The following is a 19133-nucleotide window of genomic DNA, read 5'->3' as shown; positions in this document are numbered from 1 at the left end:
CTTGCACGATTTCTTGGCTCGGTACAGCGCAAGATCTGCACGCTGCGGCAAAAGCAGAGATTGGATGCACCGACAGGAAAAGCACTATCCTGTTGCAGAAGGGTAGTTCCTGAATTTGGTTTGCCAGCCGTCATCGCATCGGTTCAGTCTTCCCCGCAGCTCTTGTCAGTACGCTTGAGAATACGCCCTGTCTCGGCGATGAGTTCGGAGGCCGCGCAGTTCAGCGCCGACGCGAACCTCAAGATCATCACCAGTGTCGGCATATGCTCGCCGCGTTCGATTTTGCCTATATGGGAACGGTCAACGCCGGCCAGGTGGGCAAGGTTCTCTTGAGCTAGACAATTCTTGGCACGGAATGCGCGCACAGCTTTCCCGAACGCTTGGGCGGGTTCGGGTTCGTAAGTAGTGGTGCCTGTAGGTCGGCCTGATCGTATGGGACGCTTCTGCATCTACAGAAGCGTCAAGGACGGGTGCGTTTTAAACCACGGTAAGTTTAACTCATTCTGCTATTGCTTTATCCCCAGCATGCAGCCATCGGAACATCGCCATGTCTCTCGACCATGCCACTGCTCCACTGCAAATTGCTGTTTCCACCGGCATCATGCCGACTGCACTGGCACACTACTCGCCAAGCAGCGCATGGAAGAACCGGAGACACCGGTACGCCTGATAGAAACTACCGAGAAGGATCAGCACCAAGGGTTGAAGGATGGCCGCTACTGCCTGGGACTGTTCTTGTCCATGAATGAGCCGCCTCTTGCAAGAAAGGCATTCTCTCTCTGGCAAGACGAACTGGCACTGGCTCTGCCTTCGCGTTCGCCGCTACTGGCTTTGCCGAAGTTCCGCTTGGAGAAGCAGTACCGTACCCCCCTGATCATGTGGCAAAGAGGATACTGTAGCCCGCTAGGGCAGCAGATCGAATCCCTGCTGTCATCGGCTGCCAGCAAGCTCAATGTAGTTGATCGGGTGAGCTCCTTTGAGTTGATGGCGGTACTGGTAGCGTCTGGTTATGGCATCGGTCTCGCCACCAAGTCACGTATCTCCTGTTCCCGCAATCTGGACCTTGTGATGCGCCCGCTGGCAAACGGCTCTCACCAAGTGACCACCTACCTGGCTCTACCGCATTCGCCTATGCCGGCCACTGTAAAACGTCTGATTCAACGCGCCCAAGCCGTCGCGAACAACGACAGCCTTTAACCCGGCCTTCAGCACGCAGCGCCGGAAGGCGCGGGTTGTCCGCATCCTCAACCGCTGCGATCCTGTCCGACACTGGCCACCCGTACACCCGCAGAATCCTGCAGCAGGGTGCGCGGCAGCACGAAGCCATTGAACGGACGCTGGGTGAACGGGTTGTTGGCCTTCTCAGCGGTGATGCGATAGCGCATGCCGCCATCGTTGGCGGTGAAACTCAGATCCACGCTGTTGTCGGTAGCACCATTGACGCGCGCCTGCCCCAGCAGGCGGAACAGCGACCACGGCCCGCGATAGGTCAGGCTGCTGCTGTTGCCGGTGCTGTTGATCAGCGTGATGCGGCTTTCCGTGCCATCGCCCAGGCTGTTCGGCCAGATCAGGCCGACAGTGCTGCTGGGGCCATGACTGTAGGGCACCAGTTGCCCTTCGATGCCCAGTACGCTGCTACGCCGGTTCGGCGTCAGGCCAAGCGGTTCGACAGCGAACTGCACGCCGAGCGCACCCCGGTTGTTGAAGAAAGCGTCGCGGATGCGGTTAGCCGCCTCCAATTGCGCCAGCACGTCGGTGCGCACCAGGTAGCCACCCCGGCGCTCGGAGTACAGTGCATCCAGATTGTCTTCGAGGAACAGCTTGAGGTACTGCTCCCTGAACTTCTGCAACCGTCCCTGCGGGCCGAAGAACGCCTCGAAGTCCTCCAGGGACGCATCGACGCGACTGGCCGGATTGAACGGATAGCGCCCGGCCAGCCGCTGGCTGTAGAAGCCGTAGACGTCCGCATCCCAGCGCCGCTCCAACTCCCGCAAAGCCTCGATCAGCAGGATATGCGAAGACTCATCAGCCAGCTTCTTCACATGGCGGTTGAGCGGTTCCGGCAGTCCGGCGGCCACGCGCTGCAGGTTGCCGATGCTATCCGGCCCCTTGAGGGTGAAGCGGGAGAGCACGCTCTCCAGCGCCGCCTTGCCACGATCCGGGCTGTCCTGCACGGCGCGGACGGTATCATAGACATCACCAATCGCCAGCATGGTGCCGTCGAGGAAAGGCGGCGTTTCTCCCTTGGGCGTCAGCAGCCCGCTCATCGTGGCAAAGGCGCGCGAGATCACCGCAGCCTGTTCGCGGGAAACGGCCTCGCTAGACGGGATCTGCGCCTGCGCCCCCTCGCTGGTCGCAGTCGCCATCGGATAGATAGTGCTGTTGTCACGCACGATTTCCACCAGGCGGCGCAAGGGCGCAGCCGGGCTGGTGACGCTGCCCAGCACCTCGACAGCCTGCGAGATGTTGTCGAAGTCCACCACGTCGAGCTGGCCCAGCGAGCGATGCCAGGTATCGATGTAGTCGGCGTTGTAGAGTGCCCGGATACGCTGTGCCAGCGCTTGCTTGTCCGCCTCGGAGTAATCGATACGGGCACGCTCGCCGAGCGTCCACTGGTCGATCATCGCCAGTTCGGTCAGGTCGTGGCTGCGCGGCTCGAAGTAACCACGGAACCCCTTGCCCGTGAGCAAAGCGTCGATACGGGTTCCGACGTGCCCGTCCTGCTGCGCTACCGGTTTGAACAGAGTGTCAAATGCCGGCCCGACCTCGTGGCGCAGATCCAGCGGGGCATACAGTGCATCCTGCGCCTGCTGTTTCATCGCCATGTAGACCCGCTGCTGGAGCGGGATCTGCCGCAGTTGCTGCTGCACTTCCCGCACCCGCTGCCGGTACTGCGGCAGGCTGGCATCGGCGTATTTCATCGCGTATTCCAGGTGGCGCATCAGCGCACCCTGCACACGGCCTTCAGCGGGGAATGCCGTCTGCCACTGCCGGGCCATCCACTCCTCGACGATCTCCGGGCGCCGGTTCTCCCGGTCTTCGATCATGCGGTAGACACGCAGTGCCGCGAGCTGATCGGTGCTGTTGTCACCGGCCGCCTCAATGGCATTCATCGCCCCCGTGGCCAGCGCCGGCAGGTAGCGCCTGGACAGCAGTTGCAGGTATGCCTCGTCCACCTTCGGGCCGATCGTGCGCCCATGATACAAGCCCATGTCGGATACCAGTGGCCAGGCCTCCCGGTAATCGCCATAGACGGCCACCGCGCCGCGGATCTGGTCGAGCGGCTCCAGCAGGTTGCGCCCGGTCGGGTCAATACGGCCATCGATACGCGCCGCGCTGAACTCGCGGCTCTTATCCAGCACGCTGGCGGCCTTGTCGCGGTTAACCACGTAGAAGTGGTGCCAGCCAGAGGCGACCAGCACACCGCCCAGCGTGGCGGCACAACAGCCGGCTATCAGTACCCGCTTCTTGTCCGCCAGCACCTTGACGTTGTCACCGGCCAGCCCCGCTTCGGGGTAGATGATCTGCTGGAACAGGCGCTGGGCGAAGTAGACCACTGAACGCCCGTCCGGCTGCGCCCCCGGTACCGGCTCCGGCATGCCGTACGAGCGCGCAGCCGCATTGACGAAGGCATTGCACACCAGCCCCTGCTGGTACACCGAGGAGAAATAGACGCCGCGCACCAGGGCCGGCGTGGTGAAGCGGTCGCTGCCGAGGATCTCCCGCAGGAAGCCCAGCAGTACCGGACGCATACCAGCCAACTGACACACCAGCGAGAACAGTCCCTCGCGCTGCTCCTGGCTGGTCGGTTCGCCGAGCGCGTCGAAGACCTGCTCGTTGAGCCGGGAGACGAATGCGTCGTAACTGGTCGACAGCTCGCTCAGCCAGGCGTCGAAGTCGTCCATCGACTCCAACGTGAATGTGAAACCGAAGATGTCCTCGCGCACCGAGCGCGGCAGGCGGGCGAAGAACGGGCCGAAGCCTTCGAGCTGGTCGAACTTGGTCAGCGTCACGTACAGCGGCGGCCGGGTGCCGAGCTGGCTACTGAGTTCGGCCAGACGCGAGCGCAGCAGGATCGCCAGCGCCTTGCGATCGCTGGCACCACGGCCGAGCAACGCGACGATATCCACCACCAGCACCACACCGTTCAACGGCCGCCGGCTGCGGTTTCGGCCCAGCCACGACACCAGACCGTTCCACAAGCGGGCATGGGTGCCGAGCGGCAGACGGCTCTCGCCACCGTCAACACTGGACGAGGCATCCCCATCTTCGCCCTCGGCTGCTTGCGGCGGCGCACCTTCCAGGGGCGGCACATCCGACTGGCTGATGATTTCCCCAGGCGGGTCGATCAGCACAGCCTGGTCGCCAATCCACCAGTCGACCGGGTAGGCAAGATCGGGATCACCGTGTTGCCGCCGACTGCCAGCCTTGGTGATCGCGGTCAGCGAAAAATTCTGGTTGGAGCGGTTGATCAGGCTGGTCTTTCCTGCGTTCTCCTCCCCGAGTACCAGATACCAGGGCAACCGGTACAGTGCGTCGCGTCCCCCCAGGTTCTGGCGCAAGGCGGCAAGGCTGAGATCCAGCGCCCGATCCTGGGCCTCTACAAAGCGCAGCGACGGGTCTTCCTCCCGGCGTTGTGCTTGCCGCTGCGCTTCCTCGAAGCGCTGGTTGCGGCTGCGCAGCACCAGGGCCCAGATCAACGTGGGCACCAGCACCAACAGCACGGTAGCCAGCACCCGCATCGACAGCTCAGCCAGCGGCTGCTGATCGCGCCAGGTCAATTGCGGGCCAAGCCACCAGATCCCAATCAGCAGAAAACAGCAGGCCAGCAACAGCAGAACGGGCATCGCGCTGTTGAACTGGCGCACCAGCGGCAACCCGAAGCGTTTGAGATAAGTCCAGATTCTCGACATATGACGCTACTCCTTTAACCTTTCAACCCAGGCTCGTGGCAGCCTGTGGAGAAACCCGCTGCGTCAGTTGCGCATGCAGCTCCGGTTCCCATTGCTGTGCGTTGGTCGTTTCCATCAAACCGATGGCGTGCGTATAGAGATCCTCGGCCAGCCAGGACAGGCCGCGCGCCGCGAGCAAATCGGCGGCGATCACCGTGACGTGGCAGCGCTGGCGTGGCGAGCTGTCCGCCTTCTGCAAGTCCTGCAGGCGGTGCAGCACCACCTCCACGCCCTCGCTGTCGAGCTGCGCGATCAACTCCTCGCGCAAGGCGCCGTATTCCTGCCAGGCACCTCCCTGGGCCTCGTCCTCCCCGCTGGTACTGATCCAGCGGGCAGTCTCGTCATCGATGAACGGCCGGCCGTCATGGAACTTCAGCTCCAGCAACGTGGGCAGGCGGCGCACGAAACGCACTACGGCATGGCGGATCGCTTCCGCCACCTCCGTCATCTCCAGACGCCCGGCCACACTCGCGGCCAGAAAACTGCCGCGTACCCAGTAGGGCGACGACACCACACTCTTTTCGATCCGGTGCAGCAGCATGGGATCGACGACATTGGCGCCAAGCGCATCCTCGTAGTGTGCAACGGTATCGGCAGGGACACCGTGCAACTCCGTGCGGCTCTCGTGCCGGGCCGAGGGCGCCGCATGCAGATGCGCCCACAGCGCGAAGCGGCGCAACTGGTAGCCCGCAGGATCGTAGGCATCCTGCTGGTTGACGAACTCGGCGACCGTCAGCAGCGTCTTCCTGCTCTCACGCTCGTTGCCCAACTGCAGGCCGCCCGCAGAGGAAAAGAACTGCTCGGAGATCGCCTTGCCGCCCTTCTGCCCTGGCGCCGGTGAACTCTGCGCAAGCGGCGGCAGCGGCGACGTATCCTCTTCCACCCGGCGGGTAAGTTGCCCGCTCAGTTTGGTAAGCAAGCCGTCATCGAGTTGCGTCATAGCGGCACCGCTGCGCAGGTTTTCCAGCGCCTTACGGGCCATCTCGGTGTACCTGGCGGCAAAACTCGCCGGGTCGAGCTTCGGCAACGCCTCGCTCAGGCGCTCGAACAACAGGGCCACCGTACGGCGCTTGGCCAGGTAGCCGGTGGCACCTGGCTTGGGATAGGCGGACTCCCAATAGCGCTCGACCATCCCGGCCAGCAGCACCAGCGACTCGGCCCAGTCCTGCCATCCCCCCGTGCGCAACCGCGCGGTGATGAGATAACCGGCCACCCGCAGATGCTTGCACTGCCGCGTCAGGTATTCCCGCGCCGCCTCGTCGATATAGGCCCAGTCCATACCGGGTTCGTGCAGGCTGCCCAGCTTCGCCATTTCCTCCTCGATGCCCTGGAAGGTCGCATCTTCCTCGTCGAAGTAGCCCGCCGGTTGTTTCTCGTCCAGCGGCGCCAGCAGGGTTTCCATGTCCAACGCTAGGTAATCGCTCACCAGTGACAGGCCTCCCGCTGACGATCCACCAGGCCCTTCAGCCCGCTGGCATCGAACACCAGCCCGTCGAACGGGATATAGTCGCTTTCCAGACGCAAACGGGCGCCCTCGCTCACCCGCCGCAGCTGATCGATGGCGACCAGGCCGCGCCCGGCATCCACCACAGTGCCCACCTCCAGCACCTGCCAGGACACCTTCGCTGCCGTAATCGGGCGCTCGTCCAGCACCAGACGCACCGGTATCTGGTTACGCTCGATCGGCTGCTCCACCAGCAATTGCAGGCGGGTGATATTGGAGAGGCAACTGATCGCCAGATACGGCCGCTGCTCGGCCACACCCAGCGCAGGTGCGGAGATCACCACCTGCGGCTGATCCAGAACCGGATCGCTGGTTTCCGTAATCAGGAAGCGCGCATCGTCCCGGGCAGACCTGGCCGCCTCGTTGTCGCGCACCAGATCGACAATCGACGGCACCACGATACGCGGCGCCGTGTCACGATCATCAGACTGTTCACGCGACACGACAGGAAGCGGCGGCGTACCGTCCCGCTCATCGAAGCAGGCCAGCCGCTCCACCGCCGACACAATCGTAGTGCAATCGCGCAAGGAAAGATCGAGCGGCGCTACGGCCTCCGTTCCTGACTCCACTTGCCCAGTACCCTGGGCATCGCACCCCGCGCCCACCAGCAACAACACGGGCAGCAGTGGGATAAACACTTTCATGAGGAACGAACCTCCCTATCATCCAGATTCCATTGCTGGCATTTACGTGCCAAGGTGCGTTTGGGAATACCCAGGCTCAGTGCTGCGCGACTACGCGAACCGTCGAGCTGACGCAGACGGATGTCGATCATCATTCGCTCGAAAGCATCGACGGCCTCCGGCAGGTTGTCGGTTGCCAGCAGTTGCTGAACCAACGCATCCGCGTCGTCTTGGTTGTCTGTTGGTACTGCCAGGGGCGGCTCGAAGTACATCATCAGCGCGCTCACGCTCTCTGCACAGATGGCTTCGCCGTTCCCGGTACGTTCGGCGGCAGCCAGCACCAGGCTGCGCAGCTCGCGCACGTTACCGGGGAAGGTATGGGCCTCCAGCAGGCGCAAAGCATCAGGCTCAATGCCGGCTACATGCGCCTGCCGCTCCCGGTTGTGCTGGAGCAGCGCATGCGCCACCAGCGGCGCCACATCCTCGATCCGCTCGCGCAGTGCCGGAAGGTGCAGGTTCAACTGGCGGATACGGAAATACAGATCCTCGCGGAAAAGGCCATCGCGAACCATCTGCGGCAGCGGCTGATGCGTCGCGCAGATCAGGCGAAAGTCCGACGCACGCTCGTCCGTCGCGCCCACCGGCCGGTATTTCTTCTCGTTGAGCACACGCAGCAGCCTGCTCTGCAGCTCCAGCGGCATATCGCCGATCTCGTCCAGGAACAGGGTGCCGCCATCAGCCTCGGCGACCAATCCGATACGCGCCTGGGTCGCCCCGGTAAACGCCCCCCGGGTGCTGCCGAACAATTCGGCTTCGATCAGGTCTTTCGGGATTGCCGCACAGTTGACCGGTACGAACTTGCCGGCGCGCGCCGAGGCCTGATGGATCAGCCAGGCAGCGTGATCCTTGCCCGCCCCGGTTTCCCCGGTGATCAGGGCCGACAGGTGCGAATCGGCGAGATTGACCATCTCCTCGCGCACCCGCCGGGCCGCCGCACTGCTGCCGACGAACTCGGCGGCCAGCAGACGCACCGCCCGCGCCCGCCCCTGCTCGGCTTCGCGCGCCTTGCGCACCGAATGCTCGTAGCGGGCGCTCCTGTCCGCCGCCATTCGCTCGCGCAGCCGGGCAAACAACCCGGCGTACATGGCCGTCAGCGCCTGACACACGGGATCGGCACGCCAGGCATGCAAGTCATCCGGACCACCGACCCAGACCAATACCCCCTGAGCCTGCTGGCAGGCATCCAGCAGGGGCATTGCCAGCAAACCCGCCCGGCTCGGCAAACGTGCGCGCAGCGCGTCGAAGCTATCGCCAACGGCGACCAGTTGCAGCACATCGTCGATCTGGCAGGGCTGGCCCGCCAGCAGGTTGTAGACCAGCGGGTTGTCCTGCTCTCCCAGGTCAATCGCCGGTAACTCCTCGACCGCCAGTGATGCTGACGTGCTGGCAAGCGGTTGCAGCCAGCCACCTTCGGCATCGCGCTGGAAGCACAATCCCTGCTCCAGGCCATGCGCCTGCACGGCAGCCGACAGGAAAATCTGCGCCAAACGCTCCAACTGTGTCGTCGCGGCCATCTCGCCCGCCAGCCTTGCTATCTGCAACGCTTCCATGCGTCCTCCCTCAATCCAGAATCGCCCGGAACTCGCGCTCATCCCAGTCCAGACGGACACTGTAGAAAGGCTCACCGGAGGCCTGCCGCTGCAAGGTTGCCAGCGCCAGAGGCGGCAGCAGCTCACCATCGAGGCTGGCATCAAGCATGCGCGCACCGTTTTCGTGGCGGATGCAGCGGCGGCGCAGTTCCGCGCGGGCGCTCTCGTCCACCTCCAACTGCGCGCCGTAGCGCTCCTCATACTGCCGCCGGATACGCTGCAGACGCGCATCGACGATCTCGCCCAGCACCGCCTCATCCAGATAGCGGTACGGCACCACCTGCATGCGTGCCAGCAAGGCGGGCTTGAAGAAACGCATCAACCGTCCGCGCAGCGCCTCGTCATCGAGGTCGCCCAGGCTATCGTCCTGCTGGTCGAACCCGAGGTTCGAGGTCAGGAAAAACAGAATGTTCTTGCAGTCGATCAGGCGCCCCTCACCATCGGCCAGCTCGCCCTTGTCGAACGCCTGATAGAAGATGTTGAGCACTTCCGGGTGGGCCTTCTCCACCTCATCCAGCAACACCACCGAATACGGCCGCTGGCGGATCGCCTCAGTCAGCACGCCCCCCTCGCCGTAACCGACATAGCCTGGCGGCGCGCCGAGCAGACGCGCAACGGTATGCTTCTCCTGATACTCGGACATATTGATGGTGGTCAGGAACTGCTTGCCGCCGAACAGGTTGTCAGCCACCGCCAGCGCGGTCTCGGTCTTGCCGACACCGCTTGGCCCCACCAGCAGGAAAGCCCCCAGCGGCGTACCGGGCCGGCGCAGATCGGCCAGCGCGGTCAACAGATAGCGGTGCACCCGCTCGATGGCCGCATCCTGGCCACGCACGCGTTCGCGCAGCACCAACGGCAGGCTGCCCAGGCGCTCCACCCGGTCGCTGGTGATGGTATTGACCGGAATCCCGGTCCAGTCCGCAATCACCTGCGCCACCTGCTCCCGCCCCACGTCCGCATGCAGCAGCGCGCCTTCGCGCTGCAACAGGGTCAATTCGTCTACTTTGGCGACAAGCTGTTCACGTACCAGAACATCGTCCTTCGCCTCGGCCCGCAATGTCAGGATCTCATCCACCAGCGCCCGCTGCTGCCCCCAGGCCGCCTGCAGCTGGGCCATACGCGTTTGCACCTCGTCGCGCGCCGTATGCAGAGCTTCCAGACGAGAGATATCGACATTCCGGCCGGCCTGGCGATCCTGCTGCAGGTGCTCGAGTTCCGCGTCGACCTGCAGCAGCTCACTGCCGAGCGCAGACAGCGGCCGGGGCGGCTCGGCCAGCGCCGTTGCCACCCGCGAGCAGGCGGTATCAAGCACATCGATGGCCTTGTCCGGCAACTGCCGGCCGGACAGATAGCGCGCCGATAGCGCCGCCGCGGCCTGCAGCGCGTCGTCGCCGATATACACGCGATGGGCCTGCTCGTAGACCGGGCGCAACCCACGCAGGATATGCACCGCCTGCTCCGGGCTCGGCTCGTCCAGCTTAACCAACTGGAAGCGCCGCGACAGCGCGGGGTCTTTCTCGAAATACTTCGTGTACTCGCTCCAGGTCGTGGCCGCGATGGTGCGCAGCTCACCGCGCGCCAGCGCCGGCTTGAGCAGGTTCGCCGCATCGCTGCCACCGGCGGCATTACCCGCACCGATCAGGGTATGCGCCTCGTCGATGAACAGGATGATCGGCTTCGCGGACGCCTTGACCTCCTCAATCACCATTTTCAGGCGCTTCTCGAACTCGCCTTTCACCGAGGCTCCGGCCTGCAATGCCCCCAGATCGAGGCTCCATAAGGCCACCTGGCGCAGCGGCTCAGGCACGCGTCCCTGCACGATGCGCAGCGCCAACCCTTCCACTACGGCGCTCTTACCGACACCGGCATCGCCGACCACAATGGGATTGTTCTTGCGCCGCCGAGACAGGATGTCGGTGGCCAGATCGATCTCCGCATCACGGCACAGCACCGGATCGATGCGCCCCTCGCGGGCCTGGGCGGTGATGTCCTGACCGTACTTGGCCAGGCCAGATTCGGCTGCCGCAGTTGGGGATACCGCAGCGCCCGCCTCCGAGTCCTGCGGGGTCTCGGAGGAGTTGGCCAGCAAAGCGTTGAACTGCTTGCGCAGCGTCTCGCGGTTGATGTCTTCAAGCAGCCGAATGGCCTGCAGGGGCAGATAGCGGCCGGGATTCATCAGCACGGCCAGCAGCAGGCTGCCACCACGGATGACGTCCTGCTTCGCTTCCAGCGAGCCGAGCAGCCAAGCCTCCTGCAACAACTCGATCAGCAGCGGAGAGAACGACGGGTACTGGTCATTACCGTCGTCCCGCCCGGCGAACGCAGACGAGAGCGCCTGCCTTGCGGCATCCACATCGATACCGCCGTCCTTGAGCAGTATCCGCACGTCACCCAAGGGGTTATCCAGGAGCTTGAATAACAGATGCGGCACCGTCACTTCTGCGCCGCGATGTGTGATGCACAGGCTGGAAGCTTCTTCCAGGCCATGCCGGCAAGCCGGATTCAGGCGTTCGAAAAGCGCCGGCAGATCAATCCTGATCATCTCAGGGAACAACTCCTTAGATACTTGCGGCCATCCAACCGGGGCCGCCACCTGATCCCTGCGCCTGATGCGCACCGTGCAGTTTCCTGACGACACATCCTGCGCTTGCAAATAAAAACACCCAAGAGTCTGACCAGATAATCACATGCCTAACAATCAGACTTTTCTGATTTTAGGGACATACTTCAGCTTTTTAGGCTGAGCTGGTTTTTTGATTGACACAATAGAAAAGCACTCGTCATCCTCGCCGCGGTTTGAGTGGTTTTTGAAAAAGGAGTTTTAGCATGTCGAGCAAACCAGGATCTGTCGCCCCGCAGGAACGCATCAATATCAAATACGTTCCCGCCACCGGCGACCAGCAAGCGGAAATAGAACTGCCCCTGAAACTGCTGGTAACCGGCGACTTCAAGGGACACGGGGAAGAACAGGCGCTGGAAGAGCGCCAGGCCGTCAGGATCGACAAGGACACCTTCGATGCCGTGTTGTCCAAGGCCGAACTGAAGCTCGACCTGGAAGTGCCGTCCATCCTCGGTGATGGCGACAAAGGCGACACCCTGGCCTTCAACCTGCAATTCAAATCGATGAGCGACTTCTCGCCCGACGCCATCGCCAAGCAGGTTCCCGCCCTCAACAATCTTCTGGAACTGCGCGAAGCACTGGTTGCCCTCAAAGGGCCGCTGGGCAATGCGCCGGCCTTCCGCAAGCAGTTGCAAACACTGCTAGCCAATGAAGAGGCCCGCAACAAACTGACCCAGGAACTCGGCCTGCAGCCGGATCAACCCCTGAACTCTTGATCGGCAGTCCTGGCACTGCCGCTCGGGACAGCCGTCCCGGGTCTTCCTTCGCGTACTGACAAGGAGTCACATCATGACCCAAGAAAACGCAGCGCTCGTCGACGCTGAGCGCGCCACCGATTCTTCCAGCCTTCTCGACCAGATCATGGCCCAGACGCGTATCGCGCCCGACCAGGAAGGCTATGCCATCGCCGAACGCGGCGTGGCCGCTTTCATCACCGAAATGCTCAAGTCCGACGACCGCGAGCAACCGGTCAACAAAGTGCTGGTCGACCAGATGATCGCCGAGCTCGACCACCAGCTCAGCCAGCAGATGGACATCATCCTGCACCAGCCGCCGTTGCAGGAGCTTGAATCCGCCTGGCGCGGCCTGAAGCTGCTGGTGGATCGCACCGACTTCCGCGAGAACATCAAGATCGAAGTGCTCCACGTCACCAAGGACGAGTTGCTGGAAGACTTCGAGAGCGCCGGCGACATCACCCGCAGCGGCCTGTACAAGCACGTCTACACCGCAGGCTACGGCCAGTTCGGCGGCGAACCGACCGCGACCATCGTCGGCAACTACACCTTCGGCCCCGCCGCGCCGGACATCAAGCTGCTGCGCTACGTCGCCTCAGTCGGTGCCATGGCCCACTCGCCCTTCCTCGCAGCGGCCGGCCCGGAGTTCTTCAACCTCGACGACTTCCAGGGCCTGCCCGACCTCAAGGAAGTCAAAGACATTTTCGAAGGCCCGCGCTTCGCCAAGTGGCGTGGCCTGCGCGAAACCGAAGATGCGCGCTACCTCGGCCTGACCTTGCCGCGCTTCCTGCTGCGTCAGCCCTATGACCCGCTGGAGAACCCGGTGCGCAGCTTCACCTACCGGGAAGGCATAGACGGCGATCACGCCAACTACCTGTGGGGCAACACCGCCTACCTGCTGGCCAGCCGCATCACCGAGAGCTTCGCCCGCTACCGCTGGTGCCCGAACATCATCGGCCCGCAGTCCGGCGGCGCGGTCGACGACCTGCCCGTGCACCTGTACGAGTCCCTGGGGCAACTGCAGGCCAAGATCCCGACCGAAGTGCTGGTCTCCGACCGCAAGGAATTCGAACTGTCGGAAGAAGGCTTCATCCCGTTGACCATGCGCAAGGACAGCGATAACGCCTCCTTCTTCTCGGCCAACTCCGTGCAGAAACCGAAGATCTTCCCCAAGACACCGGAAGGCCTGCAAGCGCAGACCAACTACAAACTCGGCACGCAACTGCCCTACATGTTCATCATCAACCGCCTGGCCCACTACATCAAAGTGCTGCAGCGAGAACAGATCGGCAGTTGGAAAGAACGCCAGGATCTGGAGCGTGAGCTCAACATGTGGCTCAAGCAGTACATCGCCGACCAGGAAAGCCCGTCCGCCGACGTGCGCAGCCGCCGTCCGCTGCGTGCAGCCCACATCGAGGTGCAGGACGTCGCCGGCAATCCGGGCTGGTACCAGGTCTCGATGGCCGTGCGGCCGCACTTCAAGTACATGGGCGCCAACTTCGAACTGTCCCTCGTGGGCCGTCTCGACAAGGATCAGTGAAGTAAGGAGGAGTACCCATGCCAAGATCGGCGGGTCTAGGGAGTCTGTTCGAGCGGCTTGACCCCGACGTTCCTCTCCTGCGCATCCTGTCTCGGCAGGAACAGGTACAGGAGCGCATCCGGGGGATCAAGCAGAACCTTGAACGCATTCTCAACACCCGCCAGGGCTGCTCCGCGAGCAGCCCTGAGCTGGGCCTGCGGGACTTCAACAACGCCTCACTAGGCAGCACTGACCTGCAACAGCGGGTCGGCGCAGACATACGCCGCTCGATCGCGGCCCATGAGCCGCGCATCAAGGTTGTCAGCGTGCGCGTGCAGCCTGACGCCACCCAGCCCCTGAACCTGCATATCAGGCTCGATTGCCTGGTGCCCCTGCAGGGGATGGAAGAACAGATGGAGATCGACCTGGTCGTCAACGGACTGGATCGGCTCATAAGGATATCGGGATGAGGCAGGTATGCCGTTACGCACCAAATTCCGCGACGAACTGAACCTGCTGCGCCGGCTCGGCAGCCAGTTCGCTCTCGAAAACCCTCAGCTTGCACGCTTTCTGGGCGACCAGACGGCCGATCCGGACGTAGAACGCCTGATCGAAGGCTTCGCCTTCCTCACCGCCAAGCTGCGGCTGAAGATCGAGGACGACCTTCCCGAGCTCACCCACTCGCTGCTGCAATTGTTGTGGCCGAACTACCTGCGCCCGCTGCCCAGCGCCACCATCATGCGCTTCGATCCGATCGAGCGGGCCGTCAGCGAACGCCAGGTGATCCCCAAGGGCACCCGCATGCTGTCCCGGCCCGTCTCCGGCGTATCCTGCGAGTTCCGCACCTGCACCGACGTCGTGCTCTATCCACTGCGCCTGCGCGAGGTCAGCGACGCACACACCCGGGAAAAGTCCATCGTCCGCATCGACCTGCAGTCCATCACTGACAACCCGCTCGATGCCATCGATTGCGACCGGCTGGACTTCCACCTCAGCGGCGACGGCACCACCGCGCAGACGCTCTACCTGTGGCTGTCCAGATACCTCAGCGGCATCACCGTGGAATGCGACGGCCAGGTACGCCATCTGTCCCCCAGGCAGGTGGCGTTTCCCGGTTTCGATCCGGACGAAGCGCTGCTGCCCTACTCGAAGAACGCCTTCGATGGCTACCGTATCCTGCAGGAATACTTCGTCTTCCCGCAGCGCTTCCACTTCTTCAGCCTGACCGGTCTGCGCGCGCTCTGGCCCGCCCAGGCTACCGAACACATCCGCTTCGAGTTGCATTTCTCGCGGCCAATGCCCGCCGACATTCGCCTGCGCACCGCTGACATCGCGCTGTATTGCACCCCGTCAGTCAACCTCTTCCCCCACGATGCCGAACCGGTTCGCCTCGACGGGCGCAGGGTCGATCAACGGCTGATGCCCACCGGCCAGCGCCCCGAATACTTTGAGATTTTCAGCATCGACAACGTCAGCGGCTGGCGGGTCAAGTCCGACGGCCAGCGCGGCGAACGCTTGCGTACCTTTCATCCGTTCGAGTCGTTCCAGCACGAAATCGAACATGCCCACGGGCGCACCGCGCTCTACTACCGCAGCCGCATCGAGCCCGCGCTAATCCAGGATGGCGTCGTCCATCGGATCGCCTTCGTGCGCGGCGACGAAACCGACTACATCGGCCATAGCGAAACCGTCTCGATCTCACTCACCTGCACCAACCGCAACCTGCCGCTGGCCCTCGGCGCTGGCGATATCTGCCTGCCCACCCAGAGCACGCCGAGGTTCGCTACCTACGCCAACATCACGCGCCCCACCCCCTCGTACCGCCCGGTATTGGACGGCGCACTGCAATGGACACTGATCTCCAACCTGTCGCTGAACTACCTGTCGCTGCTCTCGGCCGAGCCGCTGAAGGCCGTCATTCGCGCCTACGACTTCGCCGCACTGCATGACATCCAGCAAGCCCGTAGCACCCGCAAGCGCCTCGACGGCATCGGCGAAGCGATCACCACCCCGGCCGACGTACTGATGAAAGGCCTGCCCATCCGCGGCCTGCAGACCCTGCTCAAGCTCGACCAGAGCGCCTTCCTGTGTGAAGGCGACCTCTACCTGTTCGGCACCGTACTCAGCCACTTCTTCGGCCTGTACGCCAGCATCAACTCATTCCATCAACTGCAAGTCCTCAACACCACCAACAACGAGCGCTACGAATGGCCATTGCAGACCGGCAAGCAACCGCTGATCTAGCCGATGCCCTGCTGGCCGAGGCAAGGAACTACGATTTCTTCCGGCTATTGGAGCATCTGCACCACCTGCACGAGGACGACCTCGAAGCAGCGGACACCTTCGACCCGGACAACCTGCGCGTGCGTCTGGCCAGCTATCCGGGCCTGGGTTTTCCTGCCTCCGACGTCGCCCTGGCCGAGCGCATGCCGCCCCATGTCCAGGGCGATTACCGCGTCCAGGCCACCTTCCTCGGCATGCACGGGCCGGACTCCCCGCTGCCCGGCTACTACCTGGACAGGCTCGCCTACGAACACGCGCAGGGCATCGGCATCCGCCCGGCCTTCCTCGACTTCTTCAACCACCGCCTGCTCACCCTGCTGCACCAGACCTGGCGCAAATACCGCTACTACGTGCGTTTCCGGCGCGAAGCCAAGGATCGCTTCTCGCGCTACGTGTTCTCCCTCATGGGCCTCAACGACGAAGAACTGCGCGGCACCACGCCCATCGCCTGGAGCCGCCTGCTCAGCTATGCCGGCCTGATCGCCAGCCGCAGCCGCTCGCCCACCGTCGTCTCCGGCATCATTGCCCACTGCTTCGACCTCACCGACGTCAGCATCCGCGAGTTCGAGCAACGCTACATGGACATCCCGCAGCCCCAGCGCCTGGCGCTGGGCGAGCGCAACGGCACCCTGGGCGACAGCTTCGTCCTCGGCGGCCGGGTGCGCACACGCGCCAGCAAGTTCACCCTGGTCATCCGCGATCTGAATCAAGAACGCTTCCGCCAGTTCCTGCCCAGCGGCGAGAACTTCGCCCGGCTGCGCAAACTGATCGACTTCCTGCTGCCCGACCCGACCGCCTACGACCTGGAGCTGGGGCTGCGTCAGGAAGAAGTACCGCCTTTCAACCTCAAGCGCAGCAACGGCACCCATCTGGGCTGGACGAGCTTCATGGATCGCCAGAGCCTGCGCAGCCAATCCACCGTCCGCATCAGGGTGCGCTCATGAACCGGCCCGCCAACACACCGCGCATTGCCCTGGTGGTCGTCAACCCGCAGATACTGCGTCAGGGCTGCGCGCCCAGCTACAGTTTCGAGGCGGCGGGCGGCACTATCGGCAGCCACGGCACCGACTGGCTGCTCAGCGACAACCGCGAGCGCATTCTCCCCGTGCACTGCGAAATCGTGCTCGACGAAGGCCTGTTCTGCGTCGTCGACCGCTCAGGCCTCACGCGCCTGAACGGCAGCGACGTCGCCCTGGGTCTGCACGTCAGCGCCCGCCTGGCCGAAGGCGACATCCTGCACATCGGCCCGTACCGGGTATCCGCTCATCTGCACGACCAGCAGCATGCACTGCTCGACCCGTCGCGCCATCTCATCCAGTACGACTTGGGCGAACTGCTCAACCTCCAGGACGAACGCCTTGACCTGTTCGAGCCACTATCACTGGATGCCACGCCCGACAGCCTGCCCACGGCAGAGAAAGACCTCCTGCAAGCCTGGCTGGAAGGTGCAGAAGGGCGCAGCGGCGATCTCGACCCACTGCTGGCCCTCAATGCCGGCCACGCAATCGAAGAAACGCACCAGTACAGCCTCATCGAAGACATCCACCACGGCATGACGCCAGCCAGCACCCAGCCGGATCTGGCCGCCACCCGCTTCGAAGCCATCAGCGGGTTGCCCGTCGCACGGCCCGAAGCCGCCGTCAGCTCCTACCTGGTGGCAGAGCTGCCGCCCGCACCGGCCTGCACCGCCGGGCCATTGCTCGACATCCTCCAGCCTTCGGCGCCGACGACATACAGCGCCACAGCCACCCAAACCGCCATGAACCCGGCACAGGCACAACAGCCCGACGCCCTCCTCACCCATGCCATCACGATAGGGCTCGACGCTATGTTGCCGTCCGCACCGTCCAGCGCCGAACTGGAAAGATTCTGGCAGGCATTCAACCAGGCCTACGACCAGGCACAGCGCACACAAGAGATGGAAGCGCAATGAAACTCAAACCACACCTCGCACTCCTGCTCGCCGCCGCGAGCCTGCCCGGCTGCAGCTTGCTCGGCTTCGGCGAAGACGAAGAGCCCCTGGGGCCGACCACGCAAGTGGCGTTCAGCCTTTACGCCAGCCCCAGCGTCAACCCCAACCCGAACACCCCACAGGCCGAAGCGGACGCCACCGTCCACACTCCGTCCGTGGCCACGCCCATCGGCGTGGACGGAGCCGGACAGGCGCTCTACCAGATCAACCTGACGGGCAGTGACCAGCTCGACCTGATCGACAAACTCAGCATTCTGCTCAACCAGTTGCAGTCCGGTGGTTCGGGCGACGCGCCTGCACGTCTGGCAGAAGGCATTCCCTTCGACCCTTCGCTGCAGATACCCAAGGCCGATGGCACGCCCGCCACGCCGGCCCTGTCCCGTATCCCCGACCTGGAAGCGCTGGCGCGGCGCACCTATGACGTACCCCTGGTGCCAAACACCCTCGACGACCGCGCTCCTGCCTGGCTCGACGCGGCCACCGACGCCTGGCAGCACGCTGGCACCGCCCCGGCCGAAAGCGCCGCCAGCCCCGCGCCCGAGGCCGTGGCCACGCCCATCACCTTCAAGATCCTGCAGCTCAAGGACGACTCGCTGTTCCTCAACGCCGACCTCGACCTGCTCACCCAGAACCTCAAGAAAGCCCTCGGCAAAACCTATCTGGAAGACGACGACTACATCCTGCTGCCCGGCCAGTTCAAGTTTATCGACTACGCGGATATCCACGAGGACACCCGCTACCTCGCCGTCTTCGCCAACTTCCACGACCAGAACGGCGCCACCTGGAAACAGGTACTGCGCCTGGAGCCCAACGGGCACAAGTACGCCCTGCTGGTCACCCTCCACGACAACGCGGTCGCCATCACCGAAGAGCGCTACCGCCAGCCGAAACCGAGACCGATGAAATGACATCGAGACAGGAAGTCGCCCTCAACTCACAGGCATACGAGCGGGAGGCTACGGTATGAACACTAAGACCATTATCAGGCAGGCCGAAACCGACACCCTCGCCGAAATTCTCACCTGGGTACGGGAAGTCGTCGAAGGCCGTGGCCAGTCCGTCAGCCAGATGGTCGTCACCGTCGTGCTCGGCTGCATTCCCGGCGTCGGTCAGGCGCTCGACGCCTACAACATCCTGCGCGCCCTCCATTCGCTGACCCGCGACAGCGACAACGCCGACAATTGGATCGAACTGGTGCTCTGCCTGATCGCCCTGGTGCCGCTGTTTGGCGACGCGCTCAAGAACGTCTTCCGCATGCTGCGCAGCGGCATGCCCAT

Annotated in this window: 14 protein-coding genes and 1 pseudogene; 9 read left to right on the top strand and 6 right to left on the bottom strand. The window is 63.6% G+C overall.

Going from position 1 to position 19133, the window contains the following annotated elements; translation table 11 throughout:
- Positions 1 to 143: 143 nt before the first annotated feature.
- On the bottom strand, positions 144 to 449 hold the full coding sequence (locus tag ACF8E5_RS03230; protein ID WP_392474901.1) for a helix-turn-helix domain-containing protein: 306 nt from the start codon (positions 447 to 449) through the stop codon (positions 144 to 146).
- Between ACF8E5_RS03230 and ACF8E5_RS03225 the strand changes: the two genes are divergently transcribed.
- On the top strand, positions 433 to 1197 hold the full coding sequence (locus ACF8E5_RS03225) for a LysR substrate-binding domain-containing protein (RefSeq protein WP_392474900.1): 765 nt from the start codon (positions 433 to 435) through the stop codon (positions 1195 to 1197). The genes ACF8E5_RS03230 and ACF8E5_RS03225 overlap by 17 nt on opposite strands.
- A gap of 47 nt (positions 1198 to 1244) precedes the next feature.
- On the opposite strand, the gene tssM is transcribed toward ACF8E5_RS03225, so the two are convergent.
- Genes tssM through tssH form a run of 5 tightly spaced genes read right to left on the bottom strand, consistent with a single transcriptional unit; the run spans position 1245 to position 11270 of the window.
- Positions 1245 to 4913, bottom strand: a complete 3669-nt coding sequence (gene tssM / locus ACF8E5_RS03220; RefSeq protein WP_392474899.1) for a type VI secretion system membrane subunit TssM — start codon at positions 4911 to 4913, stop codon at positions 1245 to 1247.
- A 22-nt stretch (positions 4914 to 4935) separates the two neighbouring features.
- A complete protein-coding gene (tssA, locus tag ACF8E5_RS03215) occupies positions 4936 to 6354 on the bottom strand; it encodes a type VI secretion system protein TssA (RefSeq protein WP_392474898.1) in 1419 nt (472 codons plus the stop codon).
- Positions 6355 to 6374: 20 nt separating this feature from the next.
- Positions 6375 to 7100 (bottom strand): type VI secretion system-associated protein VasI, encoded by a 726-nt coding sequence (vasI, locus tag ACF8E5_RS03210; RefSeq protein ID WP_196127948.1) that lies wholly within the window; start codon positions 7098 to 7100, stop codon positions 6375 to 6377.
- Complete coding sequence (locus ACF8E5_RS03205) at positions 7097 to 8689, bottom strand: sigma 54-interacting transcriptional regulator (protein WP_392474897.1); 1593 nt, start codon at positions 8687 to 8689, stop codon at positions 7097 to 7099. Before ACF8E5_RS03205 ends, vasI begins: the two co-directional genes overlap by 4 nt.
- A 10-nt stretch (positions 8690 to 8699) precedes the next feature.
- Positions 8700 to 11270, bottom strand: coding sequence for a type VI secretion system ATPase TssH (gene tssH, locus ACF8E5_RS03200; protein ID WP_392474896.1), 2571 nt, complete (start codon positions 11268 to 11270; stop codon positions 8700 to 8702).
- A gap of 284 nt (positions 11271 to 11554) precedes the next feature.
- Between tssH and tssB the strand changes: the two genes are divergently transcribed.
- The 8 genes and pseudogenes from tssB to ACF8E5_RS03160 form a co-directional block, all read left to right on the top strand.
- Complete coding sequence (gene tssB, locus ACF8E5_RS03195; protein WP_144965159.1) at positions 11555 to 12064, top strand: type VI secretion system contractile sheath small subunit; 510 nt, start codon at positions 11555 to 11557, stop codon at positions 12062 to 12064.
- Positions 12065 to 12137: 73 nt separating this feature from the next.
- Positions 12138 to 13622: a type VI secretion system contractile sheath large subunit gene (tssC, locus tag ACF8E5_RS03190; protein WP_196127945.1), complete on the top strand. Its 1485-nt coding sequence runs from the start codon at positions 12138 to 12140 to the stop codon at positions 13620 to 13622.
- Positions 13623 to 13639: 17 nt separating this feature from the next.
- On the top strand, positions 13640 to 14071 hold the full coding sequence (tssE, locus tag ACF8E5_RS03185) for a type VI secretion system baseplate subunit TssE (RefSeq protein ID WP_144965157.1): 432 nt from the start codon (positions 13640 to 13642) through the stop codon (positions 14069 to 14071).
- Positions 14072 to 14078: 7 nt separating this feature from the next.
- Positions 14079 to 15845 carry a type VI secretion system baseplate subunit TssF gene (gene tssF, locus ACF8E5_RS03180; RefSeq protein WP_196127944.1) on the top strand — a complete coding sequence of 589 codons (1767 nt, stop codon included), beginning with the start codon at positions 14079 to 14081 and terminating at the stop codon, positions 15843 to 15845.
- On the top strand, positions 15809 to 16828 hold the full coding sequence (gene tssG / locus ACF8E5_RS03175; RefSeq protein WP_196127943.1) for a type VI secretion system baseplate subunit TssG: 1020 nt from the start codon (positions 15809 to 15811) through the stop codon (positions 16826 to 16828). Before tssF ends, tssG begins: the two co-directional genes overlap by 37 nt.
- Positions 16825 to 17817 carry an FHA domain-containing protein gene (locus tag ACF8E5_RS03170; protein WP_392474895.1) on the top strand — a complete coding sequence of 331 codons (993 nt, stop codon included), beginning with the start codon at positions 16825 to 16827 and terminating at the stop codon, positions 17815 to 17817. Before tssG ends, ACF8E5_RS03170 begins: the two co-directional genes overlap by 4 nt.
- Complete coding sequence (gene tssJ, locus ACF8E5_RS03165; protein WP_196127941.1) at positions 17814 to 18764, top strand: type VI secretion system lipoprotein TssJ; 951 nt, start codon at positions 17814 to 17816, stop codon at positions 18762 to 18764. Before ACF8E5_RS03170 ends, tssJ begins: the two co-directional genes overlap by 4 nt.
- 55 nt (positions 18765 to 18819) lie before the next feature.
- Positions 18820 to 19133, top strand: a pseudogene (locus ACF8E5_RS03160) (hypothetical protein); the annotation flags it as partial.

The sequence above is a fragment of the Pseudomonas sp. WSY_20 genome (assembly GCF_043104335.1).
GTDB classification, from domain to species: Bacteria; Pseudomonadota; Gammaproteobacteria; order Pseudomonadales; family Pseudomonadaceae; genus Aquipseudomonas; species Aquipseudomonas parafulva_B.
Note: the sequence above shows the minus strand (reverse complement) of the source record. Positions and strands in the feature narration are given on the sequence as shown.

Bases quoted from the DNA above. Each gene is read 5' to 3' on its own strand.
- ACF8E5_RS03205 (WP_392474897.1), bottom strand. From the start codon at position 8,689: ATGGAAGCGTTGCAGATAGCAAGGCTGGCGGGCGAGATGGCCGCGACG.
- tssC (WP_196127945.1), top strand. From the start codon at position 12,138: ATGACCCAAGAAAACGCAGCGCTCGTCGACGCTGAGCGCGCCACCGAT.
- tssM (WP_392474899.1), bottom strand. From the start codon at position 4,913: ATGTCGAGAATCTGGACTTATCTCAAACGCTTCGGGTTGCCGCTGGTG.
- tssB (WP_144965159.1), top strand. From the start codon at position 11,555: ATGTCGAGCAAACCAGGATCTGTCGCCCCGCAGGAACGCATCAATATC.
- tssA (WP_392474898.1), bottom strand. From the start codon at position 6,354: ATGGAAACCCTGCTGGCGCCGCTGGACGAGAAACAACCGGCGGGCTAC.
- tssH (WP_392474896.1), bottom strand. From the start codon at position 11,270: ATGATCAGGATTGATCTGCCGGCGCTTTTCGAACGCCTGAATCCGGCT.
- tssJ (WP_196127941.1), top strand. From the start codon at position 17,814: ATGAAACTCAAACCACACCTCGCACTCCTGCTCGCCGCCGCGAGCCTG.
- ACF8E5_RS03230 (WP_392474901.1), bottom strand. From the start codon at position 449: ATGCAGAAGCGTCCCATACGATCAGGCCGACCTACAGGCACCACTACT.
- tssG (WP_196127943.1), top strand. From the start codon at position 15,809: ATGGCCATTGCAGACCGGCAAGCAACCGCTGATCTAGCCGATGCCCTG.
- ACF8E5_RS03225 (WP_392474900.1), top strand. From the start codon at position 433: ATGGGACGCTTCTGCATCTACAGAAGCGTCAAGGACGGGTGCGTTTTA.
- tssF (WP_196127944.1), top strand. From the start codon at position 14,079: ATGCCGTTACGCACCAAATTCCGCGACGAACTGAACCTGCTGCGCCGG.
- vasI (WP_196127948.1), bottom strand. From the start codon at position 7,100: ATGAAAGTGTTTATCCCACTGCTGCCCGTGTTGTTGCTGGTGGGCGCG.
- ACF8E5_RS03170 (WP_392474895.1), top strand. From the start codon at position 16,825: ATGAACCGGCCCGCCAACACACCGCGCATTGCCCTGGTGGTCGTCAAC.
- tssE (WP_144965157.1), top strand. From the start codon at position 13,640: ATGCCAAGATCGGCGGGTCTAGGGAGTCTGTTCGAGCGGCTTGACCCC.